Source organism: Enterococcus sp. LJL120, from assembly GCF_054871765.1.
Genome location: NZ_JBTXLV010000001.1, coordinates 338,486 through 360,960 on the forward strand (window position 1 = coordinate 338,486; position 22,475 = coordinate 360,960).

General features: G+C 41.0%; 26 protein-coding genes. 19 read left to right on the top strand and 7 right to left on the bottom strand.

The features are described from left to right. Nucleotides 1-181: 181 nt before the first annotated feature. Nucleotides 182-841, bottom strand: coding sequence for a GOLPH3/VPS74 family protein (locus ACYSNU_RS01690; RefSeq protein ID WP_461735491.1), 660 nt, complete (start codon nucleotides 839-841; stop codon nucleotides 182-184). Nucleotides 842-1,061: 220 nt separating this feature from the next. Between ACYSNU_RS01690 and ACYSNU_RS01695 the strand changes: the two genes are divergently transcribed. The 3 genes from ACYSNU_RS01695 to ACYSNU_RS01705 all read left to right on the top strand — a co-directional run bounded on the left by ACYSNU_RS01695 (nucleotide 1,062) and on the right by ACYSNU_RS01705 (nucleotide 3,115). Continuing rightward, on the top strand, nucleotides 1,062-1,733 hold the full coding sequence (locus ACYSNU_RS01695) for a potassium channel family protein (RefSeq protein ID WP_461735492.1): 672 nt from the start codon (nucleotides 1,062-1,064) through the stop codon (nucleotides 1,731-1,733). Nucleotides 1,734-1,747: 14 nt separating this feature from the next. Further along, the gene (locus ACYSNU_RS01700; protein WP_461735493.1) at nucleotides 1,748-2,038 is read left to right on the top strand and encodes a HesB/YadR/YfhF family protein; all 291 of its coding nucleotides are present in this window, start codon (nucleotides 1,748-1,750) and stop codon (nucleotides 2,036-2,038) included. Between the two features lie 123 nt (nucleotides 2,039-2,161). After that, entirely contained in the window at nucleotides 2,162-3,115 is a 954-nt protein-coding gene (locus ACYSNU_RS01705; protein ID WP_461735494.1) for a glycosyltransferase family 2 protein, read from the top strand. A 56-nt stretch (nucleotides 3,116-3,171) separates the two neighbouring features. Here ACYSNU_RS01705 and ACYSNU_RS01710 read toward each other — a convergent pair whose 3' ends face one another. Both ACYSNU_RS01710 and ACYSNU_RS01715 read right to left on the bottom strand, forming a co-directional pair. After that, the gene (locus ACYSNU_RS01710; protein ID WP_461735495.1) at nucleotides 3,172-4,122 is read right to left on the bottom strand and encodes an NAD(P)-dependent oxidoreductase; all 951 of its coding nucleotides are present in this window, start codon (nucleotides 4,120-4,122) and stop codon (nucleotides 3,172-3,174) included. Nucleotides 4,123-4,590: 468 nt separating this feature from the next. Then, nucleotides 4,591-5,400 (bottom strand): DUF1189 domain-containing protein, encoded by an 810-nt coding sequence (locus tag ACYSNU_RS01715; RefSeq protein WP_461735496.1) that lies wholly within the window; start codon nucleotides 5,398-5,400, stop codon nucleotides 4,591-4,593. A gap of 269 nt (nucleotides 5,401-5,669) precedes the next feature. Here ACYSNU_RS01715 and ACYSNU_RS01720 point away from each other — a divergent pair, with 269 nt between their 5' ends. The 11 genes from ACYSNU_RS01720 (at nucleotide 5,670) to ACYSNU_RS01770 (ending at nucleotide 14,024) form a co-directional block, all read left to right on the top strand. Then, nucleotides 5,670-6,104 (top strand): GtrA family protein, encoded by a 435-nt coding sequence (locus tag ACYSNU_RS01720; RefSeq protein ID WP_461735497.1) that lies wholly within the window; start codon nucleotides 5,670-5,672, stop codon nucleotides 6,102-6,104. Between the two features lie 87 nt (nucleotides 6,105-6,191). Continuing rightward, nucleotides 6,192-6,803, top strand: a complete 612-nt coding sequence (locus ACYSNU_RS01725; RefSeq protein ID WP_265455576.1) for a superoxide dismutase — start codon at nucleotides 6,192-6,194, stop codon at nucleotides 6,801-6,803. A 157-nt stretch (nucleotides 6,804-6,960) separates the two neighbouring features. Then, nucleotides 6,961-7,257: a hypothetical protein gene (locus tag ACYSNU_RS01730; protein WP_461735498.1), complete on the top strand. Its 297-nt coding sequence runs from the start codon at nucleotides 6,961-6,963 to the stop codon at nucleotides 7,255-7,257. A gap of 196 nt (nucleotides 7,258-7,453) precedes the next feature. Next, the gene (locus tag ACYSNU_RS01735) at nucleotides 7,454-7,663 is read left to right on the top strand and encodes a helix-turn-helix transcriptional regulator (protein ID WP_461735499.1); all 210 of its coding nucleotides are present in this window, start codon (nucleotides 7,454-7,456) and stop codon (nucleotides 7,661-7,663) included. Beyond that, entirely contained in the window at nucleotides 7,656-8,015 is a 360-nt protein-coding gene (locus ACYSNU_RS01740; protein WP_461735500.1) for a hypothetical protein, read from the top strand. Before ACYSNU_RS01735 ends, ACYSNU_RS01740 begins: the two co-directional genes overlap by 8 nt. 20 nt (nucleotides 8,016-8,035) lie before the next feature. Next, nucleotides 8,036-8,203: a KOW domain-containing RNA-binding protein gene (locus ACYSNU_RS01745; RefSeq protein ID WP_461735501.1), complete on the top strand. Its 168-nt coding sequence runs from the start codon at nucleotides 8,036-8,038 to the stop codon at nucleotides 8,201-8,203. Between the two features lie 194 nt (nucleotides 8,204-8,397). Beyond that, complete coding sequence (locus ACYSNU_RS01750) at nucleotides 8,398-9,108, top strand: FadR/GntR family transcriptional regulator (RefSeq protein WP_461735502.1); 711 nt, start codon at nucleotides 8,398-8,400, stop codon at nucleotides 9,106-9,108. A gap of 67 nt (nucleotides 9,109-9,175) precedes the next feature. Further along, a complete protein-coding gene (locus tag ACYSNU_RS01755) occupies nucleotides 9,176-10,471 on the top strand; it encodes a PTS sugar transporter subunit IIC (protein WP_461735503.1) in 1,296 nt (431 codons plus the stop codon). 15 nt (nucleotides 10,472-10,486) lie between these two features. Next, on the top strand, nucleotides 10,487-11,905 hold the full coding sequence (locus ACYSNU_RS01760; RefSeq protein WP_461735504.1) for a glycoside hydrolase family 1 protein: 1,419 nt from the start codon (nucleotides 10,487-10,489) through the stop codon (nucleotides 11,903-11,905). A 75-nt stretch (nucleotides 11,906-11,980) separates the two neighbouring features. Continuing rightward, the gene (locus ACYSNU_RS01765; RefSeq protein WP_461735505.1) at nucleotides 11,981-13,369 is read left to right on the top strand and encodes a gluconokinase; all 1,389 of its coding nucleotides are present in this window, start codon (nucleotides 11,981-11,983) and stop codon (nucleotides 13,367-13,369) included. Nucleotides 13,370-13,505: 136 nt separating this feature from the next. Next, entirely contained in the window at nucleotides 13,506-14,024 is a 519-nt protein-coding gene (locus ACYSNU_RS01770; protein WP_461735506.1) for a DUF2922 domain-containing protein, read from the top strand. Here the strand turns inward: ACYSNU_RS01770 and citF are convergent. The 3 genes from citF to citD are packed head-to-tail and all read right to left on the bottom strand — an operon-like array spanning nucleotide 14,014 to nucleotide 16,754. Continuing rightward, nucleotides 14,014-15,567 (bottom strand): citrate lyase subunit alpha, encoded by a 1,554-nt coding sequence (gene citF / locus ACYSNU_RS01775; RefSeq protein ID WP_461735507.1) that lies wholly within the window; start codon nucleotides 15,565-15,567, stop codon nucleotides 14,014-14,016. The genes ACYSNU_RS01770 and citF overlap by 11 nt on opposite strands. Further along, nucleotides 15,564-16,457 carry an aldolase/citrate lyase family protein gene (locus tag ACYSNU_RS01780; protein ID WP_461735508.1) on the bottom strand — a complete coding sequence of 298 codons (894 nt, stop codon included), beginning with the start codon at nucleotides 16,455-16,457 and terminating at the stop codon, nucleotides 15,564-15,566. The genes citF and ACYSNU_RS01780 overlap by 4 nt, the downstream gene beginning before the upstream one ends. Then, nucleotides 16,458-16,754 (bottom strand): citrate lyase acyl carrier protein, encoded by a 297-nt coding sequence (gene citD / locus ACYSNU_RS01785; RefSeq protein ID WP_461735509.1) that lies wholly within the window; start codon nucleotides 16,752-16,754, stop codon nucleotides 16,458-16,460. Nucleotides 16,755-16,903: 149 nt separating this feature from the next. On the opposite strand from citD, the gene ACYSNU_RS01790 reads away from it, so the two are divergent. The 5 genes from ACYSNU_RS01790 (at nucleotide 16,904) to ACYSNU_RS01810 (ending at nucleotide 22,158) form a co-directional block, all read left to right on the top strand. After that, complete coding sequence (locus ACYSNU_RS01790) at nucleotides 16,904-17,764, top strand: LysR family transcriptional regulator (RefSeq protein ID WP_461735510.1); 861 nt, start codon at nucleotides 16,904-16,906, stop codon at nucleotides 17,762-17,764. A 37-nt stretch (nucleotides 17,765-17,801) separates the two neighbouring features. Then, entirely contained in the window at nucleotides 17,802-18,626 is an 825-nt protein-coding gene (locus ACYSNU_RS01795; protein ID WP_461735511.1) for a prenyltransferase/squalene oxidase repeat-containing protein, read from the top strand. Between the two features lie 134 nt (nucleotides 18,627-18,760). Then, nucleotides 18,761-19,801, top strand: coding sequence for a zinc-binding alcohol dehydrogenase family protein (locus tag ACYSNU_RS01800; protein WP_461735512.1), 1,041 nt, complete (start codon nucleotides 18,761-18,763; stop codon nucleotides 19,799-19,801). 351 nt (nucleotides 19,802-20,152) lie between these two features. Then, complete coding sequence (locus ACYSNU_RS01805; protein ID WP_461735756.1) at nucleotides 20,153-20,695, top strand: RNA polymerase sigma factor; 543 nt, start codon at nucleotides 20,153-20,155, stop codon at nucleotides 20,693-20,695. After that, nucleotides 20,692-22,158: a hypothetical protein gene (locus ACYSNU_RS01810; RefSeq protein ID WP_461735513.1), complete on the top strand. Its 1,467-nt coding sequence runs from the start codon at nucleotides 20,692-20,694 to the stop codon at nucleotides 22,156-22,158. The genes ACYSNU_RS01805 and ACYSNU_RS01810 overlap by 4 nt, the downstream gene beginning before the upstream one ends. Nucleotides 22,159-22,341: 183 nt before the next feature. Here ACYSNU_RS01810 and ACYSNU_RS01815 read toward each other — a convergent pair whose 3' ends face one another. Next, complete coding sequence (locus ACYSNU_RS01815) at nucleotides 22,342-22,470, bottom strand: hypothetical protein (RefSeq protein ID WP_461735514.1); 129 nt, start codon at nucleotides 22,468-22,470, stop codon at nucleotides 22,342-22,344. Between the last annotated feature and the right edge of the window lie 5 nt (nucleotides 22,471-22,475).

A 22,475-nucleotide genomic window follows, 5' to 3' on the forward strand; every position in this document is an offset into this window, starting at 1 on the left:
AGCCACAGTCAAAAATCACCAAAATGGCTTTGTAGCAAAGAAAATCGAACTTTTAGCTAAAGGTTCTCATTATCTTGGATAAAAAAAGACAACAAAAGAACACTTTTTTCTGTAGCTTTAGAGAAAATAGGACTTTGATGACTGCTGTTTCAATCATTAAAGTCCTAATTTTTAGCTTTTATCAGGTCATGGTAATAAAGGTAGTTGTGAAGATGGCAATCCATGAATCCATAGCATCCAACAGCTTGGTTATCAGCTGATAGGAATCTGACTTGCGAATTTCCTTTAAGCGCTGTTTGATTAAGTCACGCTCGTATTTAGAAAAATACTTTCTAATTAGCGAATTTTTTTCTAAAAGGGCCGATAGTATCACAACTTCATCGGTAATTTTGCCATCTTCCAATAGTTCTACCCGAATCTTTTCGATAATCGCAATGACCGTCTTTTCTTCCGGCAGTATATAGGTCTTATTTTTAAACAGGCCTTGATTGGGTTTCTCGGTTGCAGCGCCTAATTGAACTAAAGACTCTCCGACTGATGTAAATAGGGCTTTTGGCAGCTTATCATTGAAATAGAAGTCTTCGCCTAAGCTTTCAATTTTTTTGGGTTTGTTATCTTTAATAAAATCATAGACCGGTTGCAGATAGTTTAGTTGAGGAGGAAGCTCCTTTCCGACGACAAATCTTTTTTTGTTGTCCAACTCGATGATTCCAGCAAATTGCAACTCTAATATGGCGCTGGCAAACAAAATAGCCGCTCCTTCGTCGCTGTTAACCAATTCAGCGGCGCCTTTAGGATTTAACGAGCATAAAAAATAATCTTGTGTAAAACTTTTTCCCATTGTATTTTCCTCCATTTTTTTAGAATCATGTCTTAATTAAAGTCTATCAAAAGCTATTCATTTGTCAAAGAGCCTTAAAAAATGGCAGTTGATTAGATGAGGAGTTTTCCTTTGATTTTTAACAGATTAGACTGTTAAGTTTCCTTTCAGCCGGCTAGTTTTTTTAGGCCCCCTTTGATATACTTCCTTATGAAGCTATTTTAGGAAATGAGGCAGAAGGATGAGCACGAAGCAGAACTTTGCGATTATTGGATTAGGTCGTTTTGGTGGCAGTATTTGTCGGACTTTGATTGAGGCGGGCATGGAAGTGCTGGCGATTGATAGCAGTGAAGATCGGGTAAATGAATATATGAATATTGCGACCCATGCGGTTGTCGCCAATGCGCAAGACGAGATGACGCTGCGTTCTTTGGGGATTCGTAATTTTGACTGTGTTGTAGTGGCGATTGGTGAAGATATTCAGGCCAGCATTTTGGCAACTTTGATGGTCAAAGAGCTGGGAGTACCGAATGTGTTAGCCAAAGCGGTTAATGATTATCACGCGCGGGTGCTGGAAAAAATCGGCGCCGATAAAGTTGTTCATCCAGAGCGGGACATGGGGGAACGAATTGCCCATCAGCTGGTTTCTAAAAATATTTTGGATTATCTGGAGCTCTCTGATAAATTCACCTTGGCTGAAATCCATGTCGAAAATGAAAAATTCTACAATAAGTCATTGATGGAGCTGAACTTCCGTCAGCATTTTGGCTTGACTGTCGTGGCTATTCGCCGCAAAAATGGTCAAGTCGTGGTCTCACCGGCTGCTGATGAAATTGTGCAGCAGGCAGACAATTTATTGGTAATTGGGGAGACAGATGATGTAGAATATTTAGATGAGAAGATGAATCAATAAAAGGTGGGCTAATTGTGAAAATTACTGTAACAGATCAAGCGTTGGCGTGGTTTAAAAAGGAGCTGACCTTTCCAGCAGGCAGCGGTGTGCATTTTTATGGAAAAGTTTACGGAGCAACGAATGTCCATGAAGGCTTTTCCGTTGGGATGTCAGTTGACCAGCCGGTAGCACCAATTTATTCGGAAACCATCGATGGTATTTTATTTTTCGTAGAAGAAACGGATGCTTGGTTCTTTGCCAATTATGATTTACTGGTGGATTATGATGAAAAATTAGAGGAACCAAATTATACTTTCAGCGAATAAATATTGAAGTATTCACAAGCGCAGCTTAAAAAAGCCGGCGCTTGTTTCTTTTTGGCGCCAGTTATATTACAATAACTTTAGAATTAGTACGTTTAAAGGAATTTTTGGAGGATTTTATCAACTATGCTATCAATTGTAGTGCCTTGTTATAATGAAGAAGAGTCAATTCCATTATTTTATGCTGAGATGGAAAAAGTTCAGCAACTGGTGGAGGATGAGTTTGAATATATTTTTGTCAATGACGGCTCAAAGGATAACACCCTTGGCGTTCTGCGGGAATTAGCTCAGCAGGATCACAAGGTCCGCTATATCTCGTTTTCCCGCAATTTTGGCAAAGAAGCCGGCCTTTTAGCCGGCTTAGAAGCGACCCGGGGCCAATTAGTGACGGTGATGGATGCCGACTTACAAGATCCACCAGAATTACTGCCACAAATGATTGCCATGCTAGCAGCCGATCCTGATTTAGATTGTGTCGGTACCCGGCGAGCTGACCGGGAAGGCGAGCCAGCCATCCGCAGCTTCTTTGCCCGCATGTTTTATAAAATCATCAATAAAATCGGTCAAGCAGAGATGGTGGACGGCGCTCGCGACTTTCGCCTGATGACCCGTCAAATGGTGGACGCTATTTTAGAGCTGCGGGAATACAACCGCTTTTCTAAAGGGCTCTTCAGCTGGGTGGGCTTTAAAACCGAATACCTTTCCTATGAAAATCGTGAACGGGTTGCCGGTGATACTTCTTGGTCGTTTTGGTCTTTGTTGAATTATTCAATTGACGGCATTATTAATTTTTCTGATATGCCTTTGAATATTGCTTCTTTTATGGGCTTTTTCTCCTGTCTCGGCTCAGGAATTGCCATGCTGATTATTATTTTTCGGACGTTTTTCTATGGGGATCCGACTAGCGGCTGGCCATCAATGGTCTCTATTTTCCTTTTTGTCGGTGGCTTGCAGCTGATGTCTCTAGGAATTATCGGCAAGTACATCGGCAAGATTTTTTTAGAAACGAAAAATCGCCCGGTTTATATTGTCAAGGAGACTGAGGAGAAGGTACGGGTTGAGGAAGAAATAGTTGACTAAAAAAAAGCTAGGCTGTGCATTTAACTGTGCAGCCTAGCTTTTTTGTTATTGTCTTTTTAATACCCCTTATCCAGACTCACTTCATTTTTCACTAATTTTCCATCGGCGACATAGGATTTCAAATTGGCTAAGAAAATTTTCATAAATTTCTTTTGGAAGCCGACTAATTCACCAGACATGTGAGGGGTAATTAGCAGATTTTTTGTCTGCCATAAAATGCTATCTGCTGGTAATGGCTCAGTCTTGAAGACATCCAGAGCGGCGAAGGCCAATTCGCCTGTTTCTAAAGCTGTCGCTAAATCATCTTCGACAACGGAAGGACCGCGGCCAACATTGATAAAAATACTGTCAGGATGCAGTCCGCTAAAGAAGGTACTATCATAAATAGCCGTCGTTTCTGCTGTTAAAGGCAGAATGTTGACGATAATATCCATGCCCTGTGCGACTTTGTTTAAATTTTTAAAGGTGTAAGTTTCAAAGAAGCCATCTACTTGATGTCCAGTGGTGTTCACGCCATAGACTTGAACACCGAGAGCGCCGGCTGCTTGAGCCGTTTTTTGACCGATATGACCGGTACCGACAATCAGCATTTTTTTCTCGGCTAATTGACCGACTGTCAGCTCGTTGCGATGCTGCCACAGCGTATTTTCCTGATGTTGCGCAATCGTCAGCAAATCCCGGTAATAGGCCAATAAAACACCGATAATATGCTCAGTAATCGCCGTGGCATGGATGCCGCTGGAATTTGAAAGCAGGATATTATTTTTTTGATAGTCTTTAAGGGGCAGATAATCGACACCGGCTGAAATTGCTTGGACCCATTTTAAACGGTTGTTGGCTAGTAACTCTGGAGCGAGCTTTTTATCCCAACCGATGGTGATTTCAACATTTGCGATGTCCTCTGGCGCTAGCTCAGTTTGGAAACGATAGTCTGGGGCAATCGTCTTGATTTGATCTAAAAACTCGTCTTTAAAGTTTCGTGATGCATAAATAATTGGCTGTGTCATAAAGCAAACCTCTTTCTGTGTAAATTTTGCTAGTTACATTGTAGCAAAGGCAACCTTTTTCAGCAAAAAATCTCACTGTTTAGTGGGGAGAAAGGCTGAATGATTGACTATATAAAAAAGCTGTCAGTGAAAGAGTGGTTCTTTTTGTGGAGTGAAAGACTCATTGGTTTAGCAAATTACAATTTTTAGAAAATCCTTTTTTGGAAGAAATTGCTTAGGAAAAAATTGCGTAATAAAAAATTGATTAATAAGAAACTACTTTATAAGAAGTTGCCTTCAAAATTTAAACCATTCAACCTTGCTTTGTTTAGCAAAAAGAAAGGCTAATGAATCGGCTAGAGATTATAGAAAGAAAAAGTTTGTACCACCCCAATGCCCTCAACACTCTTGAAAAACTTGGCAAAAAAAAACCGTTAACTCTCAGCTCTTCCAAGTGGATGGAGGGCTGAAAACTAACGGATTTTATCTTTATTTGATAACAGGTGGCTTGGGCGCCAATGATTTGGTAGCTCTTGAAAAGATGAAGAGGGTCAAAAGCATTGTAAATAATGAAACATCAAAGCTTGGTAAAAAGAAGGAAATCAGTGCAGATAAAATAATCGGCACCGTTGCGCTATAGACGGAAATTTTTAAGGTTTCAAAGAAGGTTAAGCGAATCCGCCGCAGTGTGCTGAATAAAAAGCAGGTGATGCCTCCAAAGAGTAGGGTGAACATCAGACTCAGCCAAACAGGATAGAGTAAAAATAAAAAGACTAGGGCTTCCATCCAAAAAGGCAGCTGGGTTTCTGTCAGCATCTGGCGGATATCAGCACCGGTCAGTTGCGCTAGAGTTTCATTATCATAAGGAATTTCAAAAATATTGGAGCCAAAGACGGCCGAAATCATATCAGAATTGGCAAAGGCGATAATCAGCTCATTTTTAGAAAAGCCGATACTGAACAAGTTTCCCACCAGATCACTTGAAATTTCCTGCGGCGTGCGCTGGCCTTCAGGGTCAAAGGTAAAGACAATTGTATCGGTTTGATAAATGAAGCCGTCAGTATCATCGGTGACGATTTCGCCGTTTTCAAAATGAAAATCAGGAATCTCAGCGGCAATCTGGGTCCCGTCGGTTTGAATGTCACCAACAAAGGAGAAGACCCCTTGGGCAATCGGCAGTGCTAAAATCACCCCTAAAAACAAGGCATAGAGAATCGTTTTCCAAAAAGGAATTTTGCGGGCAGCCTGCAATTGGTCGAATTGATAAAAAGAAGCTAAAAATAATTTCCAGTTTGTCATGATGGTTCCTTTCTTAATCTGTCTAGTTTGTATTTTATCGAAGAGCGGCCCTAAACACAAGGTAAGTCCCATTTTTTCTTGAAGATTGTTTTTTATTGACGACTAGTTGCCTCAATAAACCCACGATTTGCTGGAGAATTCGGCGGACACGTTTTTTATTATGACTTTTTTCAATGAATTGACTATGAACAGATTTGTGGCGGGGATGACTAGTATTCTAGACATTTTTATTTTAAGATAGATAGGAGAACTTTTTGAAGGAGCAGGTTATGGAATTTTTTAAAAAATGGAAAAAAATCTTAGAGGATAAAGGCTACTGGGAAATTTTATCCTATTTATTTTTTGGTGGCGCAACGACAGTGGTCAATATGGGCGTCTTTTTTATCGCCAACGCTTTTTTGCATCATTATATTGTGGCGAATACAATCGCCTGGTTTATCTCGGTCCTCTTTGCTTTTGTCACCAATAAAATTTTTGTCTTCCAAACAAAGAGCGAGACTGTCGGTCAGCTGGTCTGGGAATGGCTGAAATTTATGTTTTACCGGATTTTATCATTAGGAATAGATAACGGTTCCTTGTATGTGATTGTTGACGTTTTCAAATGGAATGTCTTTGTTGGCAAGCTGGTATCCCAAGTGCTGGTTGTGGTTGCCAATTATGCCTTCAGTAAATTGTTCATTTTTAAAAAAACAACAGAAGAATAGCGGGAAAATAAGGAAGCATATCTTTTGAAGATTTCACAAGTGAATGGTACTCTTATCTTGTACTTAAAATTTGAGGAGGACTTTAAAATGGCTTACACTTTACCAGAATTACCTTACGCTTATGATGCTTTGGAACCTTATATCGATGTTGAAACTATGCATTTGCATCATGACAAACACCACAACACTTATGTGACTAATTTGAATGCAGCAATTGAAAAATATCCAGAACTTGGCGAACAAACTGTTGAAGAATTAGTAACGAACTTAAATGAAGTCCCTGAAGATATTCGTGGAGCTGTGCGCAACAACGGCGGCGGTCACGCTAACCATAGCTTCTTCTGGAAAATTATGGGACCAAATGCTGGCGGCAAGCCAACTGGCCCAATTGCTGATGCTATCAATGATGCATTTGGCGATTTTGAAAAATTCAAAGAAGCCTTCAAAACTGCGGCAACTGGTCGTTTCGGTTCAGGCTGGGCTTGGCTAGTAGTCAACAACGGCAAATTAGAAATTACCTCAACAGGCAACCAAGATTCTCCATTAACTGATGGTAAAACACCAGTGATTGGTCTTGATGTTTGGGAACATGCTTACTACTTGAAATACAAAAACGTACGCCCTGATTACATCGCAGCTTTCTGGGAAGTTATCAACTGGGATCAAGTAAATAAAAACTTTGAAGAAGCAACTATCTAAAGCTTAATTAATACGATTTTTCCCGCCATCTGTAAAAAGAGTGGCGGGATTTTTTGTAAAAATTTTTAAAGAACAACAATTTTTCTCGTAACTTTTCCACGTCGAGACAAAAATGAATTATACTATTTTGAAAGGGCTTAATTTATGGGGGGAGCAAATGAAAGCAAAGAAGATAAATCTTATTTTAGGCTGGGGCTTGGGCATAGTGATTGCGGTTTTTTTTCTGCTGCATATCTCAACCGAAGCAGCCTTACGCACGCATTTATTTTTTTCCGGCCATCCGCTAATCGCGATAACCAGCGATGTCTCGCCGGTGGAATTTCTTGAGAACGGGGAAATCATCTATGAAGTTGAAAACCCGCCAGTTGATTCAGCTACGCAAACGACATTGGACCGTTTTACCCTTGAACCTGCGTTAGGAGTTTTATATTTTGCTAAATATACAGGAGTGTAGGTGCTGAGAATTTTATAAAGCCGTTTGAATAGTCAAATTTAAAATCACCTGTCAATTTGCCAAAAATAAATAGAATTTTTTTAGTATTCAGCCAAGACTAGATGTGCGGCTGAATATTTTTTGTCTTTCCTTATTGACTAAATGTAACTAAGTGATTACAATATGTTTAGTAGCTGTTACTAAAGGAGACGGAGTTATGATAAAAAACCGTTTGAAAGTTTTACGGGCTGAGAGAGATTGGACGCAATCTGATTTAGCCAAGCGGGCTGGTATATCGCGACAGGCGGTCATTTCGATTGAGAAATACAAATACACGCCTTCCTTGGACTTGGCCTTTACTTTAGCCAAAGTCTTTGCGGTGCCAATCACAGAGGTGTTTAGTCAGGAGATGGAAGAAGATGAATGATGTGCTTGAGTTACTCAATATTTTTGGCTTGCTAATTTTAGGACTTGCGGCTTTCGGCACTGTGCTATTTGAACTCAGAAAGCGCCGTGTTTATCAAAATGATGAACGCTGGCAGTTGATTGTCAGTAAAGGCAATCAGATTACTTATGGTGCAGCGTCTATCTTGGCAACCTTTGTCTTAATTGTCTTGCTGTGTTCAGATTTTGGTTTCTTCAAACGCATTAGTTTTTTTGAACTAGCCTTTCAAAAGGAAAGTCTTTTTCAATTTCTCTATTTTATGGGCATCGTAACGCCATATCTACTGATTGGCACCCGCATCAGCTCTCTATTTATTCTAGATAAAAAAATGTAAAAGAAAGCAGGAAAAATAATATGAAACAATTTAAAATTGGCGATGGCGTCACTCCCTTGGATGGACCATTTAAGGGAATCTATGGTGTTGTCGTTTTCTATGATGAAAAAGAACAAGTTTTGGTTCGTTTTACCGGCAGTCAGCAGTTGTATTTTGCTGAGGTGGATTTGCGGTTGTGGGAGAAGTGAGAAGAACACTCTCGATAATACTTATGGAAAGAATTTATTACTGATATCCGTTGCTGATGCTAAAAATTGTCCTCCAATATCATCAGATGTTTTTATAGAACAAAAGAAGTTGCTATTTTTTGACTTGAAAAAAATGCAAAAAGTAATTAGAATGAAAGCATATACATCAGATGAATTTTGAAAGGGGCATGCAAGTGGAAGCTACGAAAACTTTGGTTGAGCAGACAACAGATAAAATTATTGCTTTTATCAAAACCCATGATTTGAAGATTGGCAATAAACTTCCCAATGAGTACCAGTTATCCCAAGAGCTAGATGTTGGGCGCAGCACTTTACGGGAAGCAGTTCGTGTGCTTGTTTCCCGTAATATTTTAGAAGTCCGCCAAGGGTCAGGGACTTTTATTAGTGATAAGCGGGGCATCGCAACAGATCCTCTAGGCTTTTCTTTGATTAAAGACCAAGATAAGATGATTTTAGATTTATTTGAGTTGCGTTACTTGTTGGAGCCGAAAATGGCCGCCTTAGCCGCTCAAAATGCCTCCGCTAAACAAATCGAGCGAATCACCTATTTGAAGGATGAAATTGAAATTTCTTTTTTAGAAGGAACGGATGACCACATTCAATTGGACATTGAATTGCATACGACGATTGCTGAGGCTAGCGGAAATGTTGGCTTGACGCACATTATTCCAGTAATTAATGAGTCGATTGCCCTCTTCAATAAGAGTTACAATGTCGAACGGTTAAAGATTGAAACTATTGCTCTGCATTCAGATATTGTTGAGGCGATTGCTAACCATGATCAGCTGGAAGCCTTCGATACAATGACAGTCCATATGGCCACTAACCGCAAGGAGTTTCGCAAGATAATAAAAAAAAATAGAAAACGCTTTAAAAAAAGTTGACAAGTCATCTGATGTATTTTATATTGAAATACATCAGATGACTTTTTTATTTTGAGGAGGAGAAAGAATGAGTGGTTTTATGGACAAACTAACCGATGTGCTAGGAAGTTTTGCAAACAAGATTAATAATCTGCGCTACATCATGGTCATTAAAAATGCATTCTCTGCATTAATTCCAGTAATTATTACGGGAGCTTTTGGGACATTATTCTCAGCGATGGTTTTTGATGCTGACAATGGCTTAGCTCAAATTAATGCCTTGCGGTTTTTAGAGGAATTGAAACCGATTGCATCAGCAGTGAGTTATGTAACACTGAGCTTTTTAACTATATATGCTGTATTTCTAATAGGGATTGAGTTAGCTAAGCTCAATAAAATCAGCGGGGTATTTCCGGGGATTTTAGCAGTGATGTCTTATTTATCCGTTAATCCCACCACCTATGAGCTAGTCAATAATGATACGACAGTTTTAGTGGAAAACGTGTTAGCTAAACAATACACTGATACTAAAGGGTTATTTTTAGGCATGTTTGTTGCAATTGTCTCAGTTGAATTATATAGCTGGTTAGGAAAACGTGACGGCTTGAAAATTAAAATGCCGGACACAGTACCTAGTAATGTATCTGCTAGTTTCTCGGCGCTATTTCCCACAATTATTACAGTAGCAGTAATTGCCAGTGCGGGTTTTGCTATTAAAGCAATCACTGGTCAGTATGCTTATGATATTATTTATAATATTGTTCAACGACCTTTAGAAAGTGTTGTACAAGGTTTACCGGGAATTTTAATTTTAATGCTGGTTGCTCAAGTTTTTTGGGTGATTGGGATTCATGGTAATCAGATGGTTAAACCAATCCGTGAACCGTTGCTGTTAGCTGCGATTGCCGTCAATACAGAGGCTTTTGAAGCGGGCAGAGAAATTCCTAACATTATCACGATGCCGTTTTGGGATATGTATATGAGTATGGGTGGTTCCGGTGTTACCATTGGTCTGTTGGTTGCTATTTTACTAGTAGGTAAACGAGATGACATGCGGGAAATTACCAAGTTATCTCTGGCTCCTGGTATCTTTAATATTAATGAACCAGTGATTTTCGGAATGCCGATTATGTTGAACCCGATTTTGGCGATTCCTTTCATCATCACGCCTTTAGTAACTGGGACAATCGGTTACTTTGCAACTTCATTAGGATTTGCTGCAAAAGCCGTTGTGATGGTGCCATGGCCAATGCCGCCAATCGTAAATGCCTACTTGGCAACTGCTGGTGATATCGGTGCGGTCATCACCCAGGCAATCTGTATTGTCGTCGCTATTTTGATTTATCTACCATTCGTTAAGATTTCTAATAAAGAAAGTCGTTAATCAAAGGAGAGCTTTATGAAAATCACAATCCCTGAAAATTTTATTATTGGAGCCGCTTCATCCGCTTGGCAAACTGAAGGCTGGATTGGTAAAAAGGAAAACCAGGATTCTTATTTAGATTGTTGGTATAAAAATGAAAAATTTGTTTGGCACAATGGCTATGGCCCAGCAGTTGCTACCAATTTTATGGAAAAATATCAAGATGACGTTGACTTGATGAAGGAAATCAAGCTGACTCATTATCGGACCTCCATCAATTGGGCCCGCTTTTTCACTGATCACGAACAATTAATTGTCGATGAGGACTACGCCCAGCACATCAGTGATGTGATTGATGCGCTATTAGCAGCGGGTGTAGAACCAATGCTGTGCTTGGAGCATTACGAGGTACCAGCAGTCTTATCTGATAAATACGATGGCTGGTCTTCGCGAAAAGTCGTTGATTTATATGCCGGCTATGCCAAAATCGCCTTTGAACGTTTTGGCGACCGGGTCAAACAGTGGTTTACCTTTAACGAACCGATTGTGCCGCAGACCCGCATTTATTTAGATGCGATTCGCTGGCCTCACGAGCAAAACACGCAGAAGTGGTTGCTGTGGAATTATCATAAAGTTTTAGCTAGTGCCAAGGCTGTTGAAATCTACTACGAATTAAATCAAGGTGGCCGGATTGGCTGTGTTTTAAATCCTGAGATGGTTTATGCCCGTTCTAGCTCCGAGGCTGACCAAAAAGCGGCTGCTATGTATGATTTATTTTTTAATCAAATTTTCTTTACACCAATGATTAAAGGAATTTTTCCACAGGAATTGATTGATATTTGTCAAGCTCATGGGGTTTGGATTGAAACAGCTGCTGAAGATTTGGCGACTATTAAGGAAAATACATTGGACTTTTTAGGGGTGAACCAGTATTATTCTAAACGAGTTCGTTCACCAAAATACGCACCCAATGCTGAGACACCTTTCCATCCAGAAATTTTCTATGACACCTTCGATTTGCCTGGTAAACAGATGAATAATTCCCGTGGTTGGGAAATTTATCCGCAGGTGATGTATGATATGGCCCTTTATTTGAAAAATAATTATGGCAATATCCCTTGGCTGATTACTGAAAATGGCATGGGCCGGGAGAATGAAGAGCAGTATCAAGATGAAACTGGGATGGTGCAGGATAGCTATCGCATTGATTTTATCAGCCAGCACTTACGCTATTTAATTAAAGCCGTCGAAGAAGGAGCTAACTGTGAAGGCTATATGCTTTGGGCCTTTACCGATTGTGTTTCTCCGATGAATGCCTTCAAAAATCGCTATGGTCTGGTGCGAATTGAGCTAAATGAAGAGCGCACCCGTTCCATGAAAAAATCGGGACTGTGGTATAAATCAATTATCGAGACTCGCCAATTTGAAGTGGCAGACGAACAGGAATATAAATAGGCAAAAAGGCTGAACTCTGGCTCTGGCACAGTTCAGCCTTTTTGCAATTTTTACAGGAACAAGGATGGGATTATCATGCAAAATCAAACACTCTTTTTAGGTATCGACATCGGTACCACCGCCATTAAATTTGGTTTAATTGACAACGGTCAGCTTGTCTGGGAAACTTTGCAGCTGTCAAAAACTTATCAAGTGGGGGCTGCTCGTTTTCAAAAACGCAGTGAGCTTTATCAGGAGCTAAAAGCAGGGATTGCGGCTATTCCAGATGAGCTGCGACAGCGGATAAAAACAATTGGCTTTAGTGTGGCGATGCACAGTTTATTCCCTTATGAAAATGACTCTTCCGAGAATATTTTCCTTTGGTCAGATGCTCAAGCTAAAGATACAATCAAAGAATTTAAAGGCAGTGATACTGCCCGCCAGTTTTATTTAAAAACCGGCACACCAATTCATCCGATGACGCCCTTTGCTAAGATTATGTACTTTAATGAGCAGGGGACTTACCCACAAAATATGTCATGGTATGGACTCAAAGAGTGTTTGATGCAGCTGTTCACTGGTCAATGGCGGCTAGACTTGGCCACGGCCTCAGCGACAGGTCTACTCAATCTAAATTCCTTAAGTTGGGATGCAGAAATTTTAGATTTTCTAAATTTATCAGAAAAGCAATTAGCACCGCTGACGGACACTACCGAGTTGTTCCCGATTTTGGCTGAAACTGCGACTGACTTTTCATTGCCAACGGATTGTCAAATCATGATTGGTGCCAGTGACGGCAGCCTGGCCACCTATGCTGGCTTTAAAACCAGTGGCATTCCAAATAGTTTAACCATTGGGACTAGTGCGGCTTTGCGGAAGTTGCGAACCAGTCCCCGCCTTGATCCAATCCGGCAAAATTTTTGTTATTACTTGCATCACGAACTATATGTAACCGGCGCACCGTCAAACAACGGTGGCAATGTCTTAGCTTGGGCCAGCGATATTTTATTTGAAGAAACTGCCCACTTTTATCAAGGGCTGCCAACAGCATTAGCAGCTTCACCAATTGGCGCTAAAGGTCTGCGTTTTGCCCCTTATCTGAATGGCGAGCGGGCCCCTTTATGGGATATGGATCAAACGGCTAGTTTTCAGAAAATTACGAGTCAGCATCATAAGGCTGACTTTGTTCGGGCCGTGACAGAGGGTGTTCTGATGAACATTCGAACATTGCAGGAAAGTCTTGGAGAAATGATTGAAATTACCGTTAACGGCGGTTTTTTCCAAACCGCTGAGCTTTCACAGATGACAGCGGATGTCTTAGGTGCGACTTGTTATTTGACGGAAAAAAATGAACCAATTTTTGGCTTATATTATTTGCATCAGACCGAAGACTTAACGCCTGAGGTTCAAGAAAATTATTTTGTACCGGATGAAACACGGCACCAAGAGTATGAAAAGTTGTTTGCCAATTACTTTATTTATTAATTAAGTAATACAGATAAGCTGCTGAGATTTTTTCTCGGCAGTTTTTTTATTTTTTTCACCTCATCTGTTGATTTTTCCCTCCCTCAGGTTGTATCTATTATGACAAGCTATTTTCATAAAAAGGGGAGCCGAGAACATGCGCAAACTACATCTATTATTTAAAAATGCTGACGGCAGCCGCAAACGGATTGTGGTGGAGTGTTGTCATCAGAATTTATCCGCTGAAGCAGTACGCAGGGCGATGGAGGAGATTATTGCTTTAAAGCTATTTGAGCGCAATGGCGTGCAGCTTTACACAGAAATTGTTGGGGCAAAATATGTTGAGAAACGGATTACTACAATTTTTGATGATGGGAATAGCCGCCCTCTAAAGGAAAAAACGGCGGTTGCTCAAACAGAGCAGCTGGTGAAAGAACAGCTGCAGGCTGAGGTAGTTGTAGAGCCAGCAGGAGTATCATCGATAGAGCAATCTGAGTTTAATTTAAAATTTATCGAGCTTAATAAGGAAACAAAAAGTCTCTCGAAAAGGTTCTTTCAAAGATTCTTGTATTCTCTAAAAGAGACTGTTAAACACGTTTCAACAAAAAAACTGAGGCGGCTGAAACTGCGGAATTCCCGCAGTTTTAGCAACCTCAATCAGCGGATTATTTATTAAAGTTCTTGGGTTTTCTAACAACGTCAATCAAAGTGCCGTCGCGATATTCAATCAAGGCGACAACTTGGTCGTCAAATTCGATATCTTCTGGTTCTCCGGCATACTGATAGGCCAAGTCCCGCAATTCTTCAATAGTTTTTAGCGGAATATCGGTATCTTTAAAGGCTTCCAGTAAATCTTGACGGGCAGGATTTACCGCAACGCCATAATCGGTGACGACGATATCAATACTTTCTCCTGGTGTCGTCACAGAGGTCACATGATTGCGGACAGTTGCTAGCCGGCTGCGAATCAACGGCGCCACAATGATCGCAATTTTTGAACCGGCAGCAGTATCGGTATGACCGCCGGGGGCTCCTTGAAGGATACCAGTGGAGCCTTGGACAACATTGACGTTGAAATCAATATCGACTTCTAAAGCGCCTAAGATGACAAAGTCTAGCTGATTAACAAAGGCTCCTTTGTTAAAAGGATTGGCATATTGGGAAGCGGAAATTTCAAAATGCCGCGGGTCGCTATGGGCCGAAGCGACCGAAGCCAAATCAAAGGCTTGATCGTCTAATAAGGTGTTGATGTAGCCGTCACGGTATAAATTGACGATAGGTTCAGTGATGCCCCCCATGGCCCAGCCGCATCTGACATTGGCTTTGTCCATAAATTCCTTCAAAAAGGTCGTGGTCGCTAGAGAAGGTCCGCCGCCACCAGTTTGAAAGGAGAAGCCGTCTTTGAATAAGCCGGAGTGATACATACATTTCGCAGCATTTTCAGCGAGCATTAGTTCTCTAGTGTCCGTGGTTAGGCGCAGCACGCCGGTGGCAATTTTTGACGCATCACCGATTGAATCGACCTCCACCACATAATCAACATCAATCCCTTTGATGCTGGCAGGGAAATTTGGTGCGGGAACTAGAGTGTCTGTGATGATGACCACTTTATCAGCATAGCGGGCATCACCGTCAACATAAGAAAGAACACCGGTATCAGATTTTCCGCCTTTTCCGCTGGCGTTGCCCCATTTATCGCTGGTTGGGGCAGCCAAGAAGGCGACATCAATTTTAACGGAACCGTCTTCGATTGCCCGAGCTCGACCGCCGTGGGTCCGGATAATTGCCGGATTTTTTAATTTGCCGGCAGAAACTGTTTCGCCGATTTCATCACGAATCCCGCTGGTAGAAATGCCAGTGACCGTGCCATCCTCGATACAAGGCACTAAATAATTATGTGCGGTATTTAAGCTAGAAGCACAGACTAACAAATCCTTGATTCCCAATGCGTGAATTTCCTTCATCACCAGATTGACAACATAATCCCCATTACGCAGGTGGTGGTGAAAGGAAATTGTCATGCCATCTTTAAGACCAGCGGCGATGACAGCTTCACGGATAGAAGCGATTAATTTGCTTTCTTGCGGTTTAACGTGAGCTTTAACGGTGGGGGCACTCTTTGTGAACTCATAGCCATCACGGTAATATTGCCCTTGAAAAACTTCTCGACCATCAGTTAAATATTTATCTGGAATCTCACGACCTAATTGATTAATCACACTAATTCCCCCTTATAGGTGCCGGCAGCTTTTGCCAGTTTCAAAATTCTTTGAGCCCCTTCAACGTGGGCGATATCGACCATTTTGCCGTCGACAATTAAAACACCAATACCGGCTTCTTTATTATCTTCAATTGCCTGAATCACATGCTCAGCGTGATAGACTTCAGCAGCATCTGGCGTAAAGGCTGCATGGGTGACGCTGATTTGCTTAGGACTAATTAGCGACTTGCCGTCAAAGCCAAGGTCTTTAATAAAGTTGACTTCCTCGACAAAGCCCTCCGGATTATCAATATCCGTATACACCGTATCAAAAGCCATCACGCCAGCTGCCCGGGCTGCCATTAGCATTTGGGAGCGGGCCACGAATAGTTCTTGACCGGCAATCGTTCGTTTGGAATGCATCGTGCGGGTGAAATCGCCGCCACTCAAAGCAATGCCCATCAAACGCTCGCTGCTTTTGGCAATCTCGTAAGCATTGATGATGGCAAGCGGCGATTCTAACGCCGCCATCAGCATGGTGTGTCCGACTGGTACGTTAAATTCTTTTTCGGCTGCTGCCACGAGTTTCTCGACTAATTGAACATCTGCGGCAGTCTCGGTTTTTGGTAGGCGAATGCCTTCTGCTCCGCCGGCGACAGCTGCCCGAATATCTTCTTCGAATAAATCAGAATCCAGCGCATTAATCCGCACCCAGCGCTCCACTCCCTGATAGTCGATATCCCGCAAAGTATTAAATAACTGAATGCGAGCGGAATCTTTTTCCTTTTCCGCCACGGCATCCTCCAAATCAAAAATCACGCAGTCCGGCTGATAGACAAAGGCGTCTTTGACCAAAGTCGCCCGTTGCGCATTTAAGAAGATCATCGAACGTCTAATTTTTTCTGCCATTTAAATCAGCTCCTTCCAAGCGATATTTTTATTTTTGCCGATACTGCGGAAATAGGCGGTTTCAATCCGAGCTTTAATCGTGCAATCCAAAGCTCCTTTATCGACGATTTTAATCTGGGCATTTTCCATCTCCAAATTTTCCGTTACCTTTTGAGCCAAAGCGGTAATTTGATTCCCGTATTGACTCATGACACTGCTCTCAATTAAAAATTGGTTGCCGGCTTGACTCGGGGTGATGGTAACTTGGACGTCACTGGATTCCAAAGTGCCGGCAATTGCTGCTTTTTCGATTTTCATATGCTGCCTCCTCTAAAATTTCTACCCTTTAAAAGTAACCGATTTCAGCATAAGAATAAAAGGTAAAAAAAGCATTGTATCTATGCGTAAAAGGAATGACAGTTATGGTAAAATATGAAAATAAAGAGTGTTTAAAGGAGTTGAGAGAGATGGATGAAAAAGATATTGAGATGCTGTTGGCACTGCAGCAGACCCGCAATATTACGCAGGCGGCCCAATTGTTATTTATCAACCAGTCGTCGTTATCAAAACGCCTGTCACTATTAGAGACGAAGCTGGGCGTTAGATTATTTTTGCGGTCAAAAAACGGTGTTAGCTTTACAGCGGAAGGCGAAGAAGTTTTGACTACCGCCATCCAAATCCAACGTCTGTTGAATAGGCTGAAGGATCAGCTGCAATTTGCTGAAAATGGCGTGCGGGGCAGCCTGAATCTCGGCTGTTCGATTAATTTTTCCCAGTACGAACTACCCAAGCTAGTGGCGGTTTTTCATCAACAAAACCCGCTGGTCAAATTAAATATCACAGCGGATTACAGCCGCACCATTTATCAAAAATTAGTGGCTGATGAGATTGATATTGCGATTATCCGGGGCGAATTTGGCGGAAATTTTCAGCGGCAATTGATTGCAGAAGACCGCATTTATCTTATCAGTCAAGAGGAATTGTCCTTTGAAGAATTGCGCAAGCGGCCGTTTATCTCCCGTAAAAGTGATTTTTATTTTCAAGAAGAGGTTAATCGCTGGCTGATTGAAAATGATTTACTGACCTTATCCAGTGAAAATATTCTGGTGGACAACGCTAATTCCTGTGTTGAGTTTGTCCATCAAGGGTTGGGCTGGGCGATTGTTCCAGAGATTACGTTAGTCAATTATGAAGGTTATAAAAAGGAGATTGCTTTTAAAGATGGTAGCTCTTTTATCCGCCGCACTTATTTGATGCACAAAGAGAGGGCCTTGGAAATTGCTCCGGCTCGGTTATTTAAAGAAGTGGTGGAGGAAAAATTAAAGTAATGAGGATAGCCAAATAGAAATCTAAAGGAGGCAAAACATGCACACCTATCAAGCAGATATTGAATGGATTCTCAGCTATAAAAACCAGTTTGATTTTGATTATTGGACCACTCCTGATTTGCGCCTGTTGAAGGGCAGTCCCTTAAATGCAGTTATCGCCCCAACATATTTAGTGGAGTTAGGGGTTCCAGTTTCAGAGCCTGTCATTCAAGAAAGTGTGGAACTGTTGTTTTCAGTCTTAAAAGAAGATGGCCGTTTCAAACTGTATCCAAAGGGCGGCATTTACCCTTGTTATACAGCTTTAGGTTTACTGAGTTTGTGCCAGTTGGGACAGGCGCAGGATTTCCGACTAGATAAAACCTTTAGCTATTTTTTGGAAACACAAGAATCTGATGGCGGTTGGAAATGCAATAAATATAGTTATGGCCGGGGACCTGAAACAGAGTTTTCAACGCCATTGACCACCCTTTTAGTCTTGCATGCCTTTTTACACCGAGAAAAATTTAGCGAAAATCCGCAAGCAGCTGCAGCAGTGGCATTTTTGTTAAAGCATTGGGAAATTAAAACGCCGATCAGTCCTTGCCATTATGGAATTGGCAAACTGTTTAAACAAGTGGAATATCCCTTTGCTGATTACAATTTATTTCAATATGTCTACGTGTTGTCCCATTATCCAACAGCCCAAACAGATGCCCGCTTTTTAGAAGCTTTTGCTTATTTACAAAGCAAAACGCAAGACGGAAAAATTGTAGTGGAGCGGCATTCACCAAAATTAAATAAACTGGAATTTTGTAAAAAAGGCCAGGTGAGCGAACTGGCCACCAAGCGTTATCAGCAGATTTTAGAGAATCTAGGGCTGTAGCTGAAAATAACCTTTTTCTGTTTTCAGACAGGCCTTCTAGCTGCTGAATTGAATAGTTTGCTGTTTAAAAGGCAAAATTATTTTCATTTTGGCTGCTTTGCTCCATAATTTAGCTGTAGAAGGAGGCAAAGATTATGCCAGAGAAAAAAATGATGTCAGCAATCGGCTTTTATGAAGGCCTGCCGATTGATGAAAAGGACAGTTTTATTGATGTAAAAGTTGAAGTTCCGACGCCAAAACCGCGGGACATTTTAGTCAAGGTGCAGGCGCTTTCGGTGAATCCTGTCGATACAAAATTGCGGCAAACGACCACAAAAAGCCAGCATCTGCGGTTTTTGGGTTTTGATGCCGTTGGCGAAGTCGCAGCAATCGGCAACCAAGTCGAAAAGTTTAAAGTAGGTCAGCGGGTTTTTTATGCGGGGACTACTACACGAGCTGGGAGCAATCAAGCCTTTCAACTAGTCGATGAACGAATTGCCGCCTTAGCCCCGGTAAATTTAAGTAATGAAGCAGCAGCTGCATTGCCTTTGACCTCATTGACAGCTTATGAACTGCTTTTTGATAAATTCGGCTTGATTCCAGCCAAAAATGCCAATTCCGGCAAAAAAATTCTGGTGATTAATGGAGCCGGTGGCGTCGGTTCGCTTTTAAATCAGCTGGCAAAATGGGCCGGACTGGAAGTCTATGCCACAGCAAGTCAGAAAAATTTTCCTTGGCTGCAAAAATTTGGTGCTGACCAGCCCCTTGATTATCATCAGGATTTGGCCCAAAGCCTGCAGGAATTAGGCGTTGACAAAGTTGATTATATTGCGGTTTTATTTGATATTACCGGCTATCTTGAACAAATTACCCCTTTGATTCGGCCCTTTGGTCACGTTGGTACGATTGTCGGCGTGACGCAAGCGCTTGATCTGAGCGCCTGGAAAAATCTGTCCGTGAGTTTCGATTGGGAATACATGTTTGCCAAAACCGATCATAATTATTTGCTGGACTCTCAAGGTGCCGCCCTAGCTTTAATTGCCGATTTGGCCGAGCAAGGCGAACTGCAGTCGACTGTCAACAAAGTCTATGACAATGGAATTAACGCTGCAAATTTAAAACGAGCAACGAAAGATGTGGAAACCGGTCATATGCTGGGAAAAGTGGTCGTCAGCGGTCCGTTTAATGGCGTATAAAAGATTTTAGATGAGGTCAGTGACCAGTTTTGCCGGAGTAAAAAGAAGCTAATCAACTTTTTAGGTAAGCTAACTTTCTAATTCACAAAAAATAAACTTAAAATCGAGTATCTAACCTTTCTTCGTTTCTATTTCGAAGAGGGAGGATGCTTGATTTTTTATTTGTAAACAGGCTGTCAAAGTACTCTGCTATTTCTATTTTTATTTGAACGAGTGTAGCAGATATTATTATTTGTAAAGACTATCCACATTGGCGAAGAAGGACTAAAATAAAATTGAAAAAATTTGGCATAAGCTAAGTCTTTTTGAAAATTTCTCTGTATATATAGGCGAAGGGGGGATGGCAGGTTGATGAAAGAAGAGATTGCTGCGACAAAGGATGTCGAATTAGCAGACTTGATTCAAGAATATTCTAAATTGTTATATGCGGTAGCATTATCAATTTTAGGCCGTCATGCTAGCAAAGAAGACGTCGAGGAATTAGTAAGTGATGTCTTTTTACGCTATTGGCAAAATCAAAGTAATTACAATCCGAAAAAAGGCTCTTTAAAGAATTACCTAGCGCTATTAACCAAAAGTATGAGCTTAAACAAGCTCAAGCAAAACAAACGCCTATTTGAAAAAATCACCGATTTTCCATTAGAGGATTTACCGGAGGCGGAAAAGGAAAATGCGGATATTTGGGATATCTTTTTTGAAGCCCTGTTATTAATTGATGAGCCGACAAAGGAAATTTGTCTGCAGCGGTTTTTTTATGAATTAAAACCGAAAGTGATTGCTGAAAATATGGGTATGGATTTGAAGGAAGTCAAAAATCGTCTGTACCAAGGCAAGAAGAAAATTCGTAAAGAGATGGAATTTTTATTATTAGCCCAAGGAGGTCTAAATAAATGAAAGCTTATGAAGAAATACCTTTAAGCCGCCTATCCGATGAAAATCTAGATCAATTTATCGCTATGATGGGCCATCAATTTGATACTAATAGCGAAAAAAATATCCAGCGACAGGTTTTATTGGCTGGTGAAAAGCTTACTTGGCTAGATAAAATTCGTTATTCTAAGCGGAATTTGACAGTCGCTGCTGCGCTAGCTAGTTTTTTTATTATTCCTGGAACAATGTATGGGGCCAGTAAAGTTTGGCAAACATACTTTTCACAACATAATTATAGTAGCTTGATTTCAATTACCAATCAGGAAAAAAAACAAGAACATAAATATCGCTTAGAAGTAAATTATTTACCGGAAGGCTTGCAACCAATCCCCCAGAATGAAGGAGAAGTTCCGGCGAAATTTTACAATCCAGATGCTACTGATGCGACTATTTCCACCTTGTTGCTGCAAATTGATGAAGGGCAGACGGACTTGGAGACTTTTTATACCGATTCAGCTGAAGAAATGACGCTAGCGGGTCGCAAAGTTTGGCTGATTCATAAAAAAGCTAATGAAGCCTCAAACAGTCTTGATCGAACGGCCTTTGTTCTTTTTGAGGAGGAAGGATATGTGCTGCAATTGTTCATTGGCAAAGATATTCCAGAATCGGAGCTGCTGAAATTTATTCGCAATCTCGATTTAGTTCCTGCTGGTGATGACCCCGCCTCAGATTTTTATCTGATTTCAGATTTTGAAGAAGAGACAGCGACGACTTCTGATACAGAAATGAGCAGCAACGAAGCACCTTGGCGCATACCAACGGACAGCAATTTGATTAAAAAAGTTGGCGAAGAACAACATTTTAACTTGAGTCAGCAGCTTGATGATGAGACGGATTTTGCCTTGACAGTCAATGATGTGACGGTTAGTGACAATTTATTTGAGGTTGAAAATGCTGATAGTGACTGGTCTGTGCAGGAGTTCTTTGAGCGATTGAAGGAACAGGGCTTAGTTGATGAAGCAGGTAATTTTTTGACATACACAGATACTTTGTATAATCGTGGTGATGGGAAAGATACTTTAGATACAGTGGCCACTCAAACCCAAGACCAGATGAAGCTAGTTAAGCTAAATGTTACCTTGAAAAATTTGAGTCCAGAGGCTTTTCCTGATTTTTATTTTCAAGCCAATGCTTCAATCTTAACAGCAGTAAATGGTTTTTATCAGCCTAAATATCTCTTTGATTGGGAACAGCAATATGCGGATATTGGCTATCGCAACTCTAGTGACCTCGTCTATCTCAGCAATCACGGTGAGGGTAAGGGGTATTACAATATTGGTACTATTGCCGGGCAAGAAGCAGTCACCTTTGAAGTTGGCTACTTGGTTCCCGCTAGTGATATGGAGGATTTATTCTTAGATGGAACGACCTATAGTTATGAAGAAGGTTATGAAGCCGAGCTGGAACGGGTAAAGTTGTTTGAATAAGGAAATTGAAGGAAGAAGAAAAAGAAGATTAGGTAAAAAATGAGTGTCAATTTTTGAATGAGTATTAAAACGACTGGTGAGAGTTAGCGAAAAAAATGTACCGACCCAAAAGTTAGATTTTTGAAGTCGGTACAAAGCTGGCTTTTCCCAGTTTTTTTGCGTTTGCTGTGTTGTAAGACACAGTTAGAGATTTTCACCTTGGCGATACTCCTGAATCTTTTCCAACATTTCCAAAATAACCACCTCTTTATCACGGTCGTTATTGTCTATTTTTTCTGAAAGCGGGAAAGCTTGAAAATCATTTAGAATCATGTCTA

Coding starts and splice junctions, on each gene's coding strand:
- ACYSNU_RS01725 (WP_265455576.1), top strand. CDS start 6,192: ATGGCTTACACTTTACCAGAATTACCTTACGCTTATGATGCTTTGGAA.
- ACYSNU_RS01705 (WP_461735494.1), top strand. CDS start 2,162: ATGCTATCAATTGTAGTGCCTTGTTATAATGAAGAAGAGTCAATTCCA.
- ACYSNU_RS01755 (WP_461735503.1), top strand. CDS start 9,176: ATGAGTGGTTTTATGGACAAACTAACCGATGTGCTAGGAAGTTTTGCA.
- ACYSNU_RS01745 (WP_461735501.1), top strand. CDS start 8,036: ATGAAACAATTTAAAATTGGCGATGGCGTCACTCCCTTGGATGGACCA.
- ACYSNU_RS01780 (WP_461735508.1), bottom strand. CDS start 16,457: ATGGCAGAAAAAATTAGACGTTCGATGATCTTCTTAAATGCGCAACGG.
- ACYSNU_RS01800 (WP_461735512.1), top strand. CDS start 18,761: ATGCCAGAGAAAAAAATGATGTCAGCAATCGGCTTTTATGAAGGCCTG.
- ACYSNU_RS01735 (WP_461735499.1), top strand. CDS start 7,454: ATGATAAAAAACCGTTTGAAAGTTTTACGGGCTGAGAGAGATTGGACG.
- ACYSNU_RS01720 (WP_461735497.1), top strand. CDS start 5,670: ATGGAATTTTTTAAAAAATGGAAAAAAATCTTAGAGGATAAAGGCTAC.
- citD (WP_461735509.1), bottom strand. CDS start 16,754: ATGAAAATCGAAAAAGCAGCAATTGCCGGCACTTTGGAATCCAGTGAC.
- ACYSNU_RS01695 (WP_461735492.1), top strand. CDS start 1,062: ATGAGCACGAAGCAGAACTTTGCGATTATTGGATTAGGTCGTTTTGGT.
- ACYSNU_RS01690 (WP_461735491.1), bottom strand. CDS start 841: ATGGGAAAAAGTTTTACACAAGATTATTTTTTATGCTCGTTAAATCCT.
- ACYSNU_RS01770 (WP_461735506.1), top strand. CDS start 13,506: ATGCGCAAACTACATCTATTATTTAAAAATGCTGACGGCAGCCGCAAA.
- ACYSNU_RS01815 (WP_461735514.1), bottom strand. CDS start 22,470: ATGATTCTAAATGATTTTCAAGCTTTCCCGCTTTCAGAAAAAATAGAC.
- ACYSNU_RS01790 (WP_461735510.1), top strand. CDS start 16,904: ATGGATGAAAAAGATATTGAGATGCTGTTGGCACTGCAGCAGACCCGC.
- ACYSNU_RS01810 (WP_461735513.1), top strand. CDS start 20,692: ATGAAAGCTTATGAAGAAATACCTTTAAGCCGCCTATCCGATGAAAAT.
- ACYSNU_RS01730 (WP_461735498.1), top strand. CDS start 6,961: ATGAAAGCAAAGAAGATAAATCTTATTTTAGGCTGGGGCTTGGGCATA.
- ACYSNU_RS01710 (WP_461735495.1), bottom strand. CDS start 4,122: ATGACACAGCCAATTATTTATGCATCACGAAACTTTAAAGACGAGTTT.
- ACYSNU_RS01765 (WP_461735505.1), top strand. CDS start 11,981: ATGCAAAATCAAACACTCTTTTTAGGTATCGACATCGGTACCACCGCC.
- ACYSNU_RS01715 (WP_461735496.1), bottom strand. CDS start 5,400: ATGACAAACTGGAAATTATTTTTAGCTTCTTTTTATCAATTCGACCAA.
- ACYSNU_RS01740 (WP_461735500.1), top strand. CDS start 7,656: ATGAATGATGTGCTTGAGTTACTCAATATTTTTGGCTTGCTAATTTTA.
- ACYSNU_RS01760 (WP_461735504.1), top strand. CDS start 10,487: ATGAAAATCACAATCCCTGAAAATTTTATTATTGGAGCCGCTTCATCC.
- ACYSNU_RS01795 (WP_461735511.1), top strand. CDS start 17,802: ATGCACACCTATCAAGCAGATATTGAATGGATTCTCAGCTATAAAAAC.
- ACYSNU_RS01805 (WP_461735756.1), top strand. CDS start 20,153: ATGAAAGAAGAGATTGCTGCGACAAAGGATGTCGAATTAGCAGACTTG.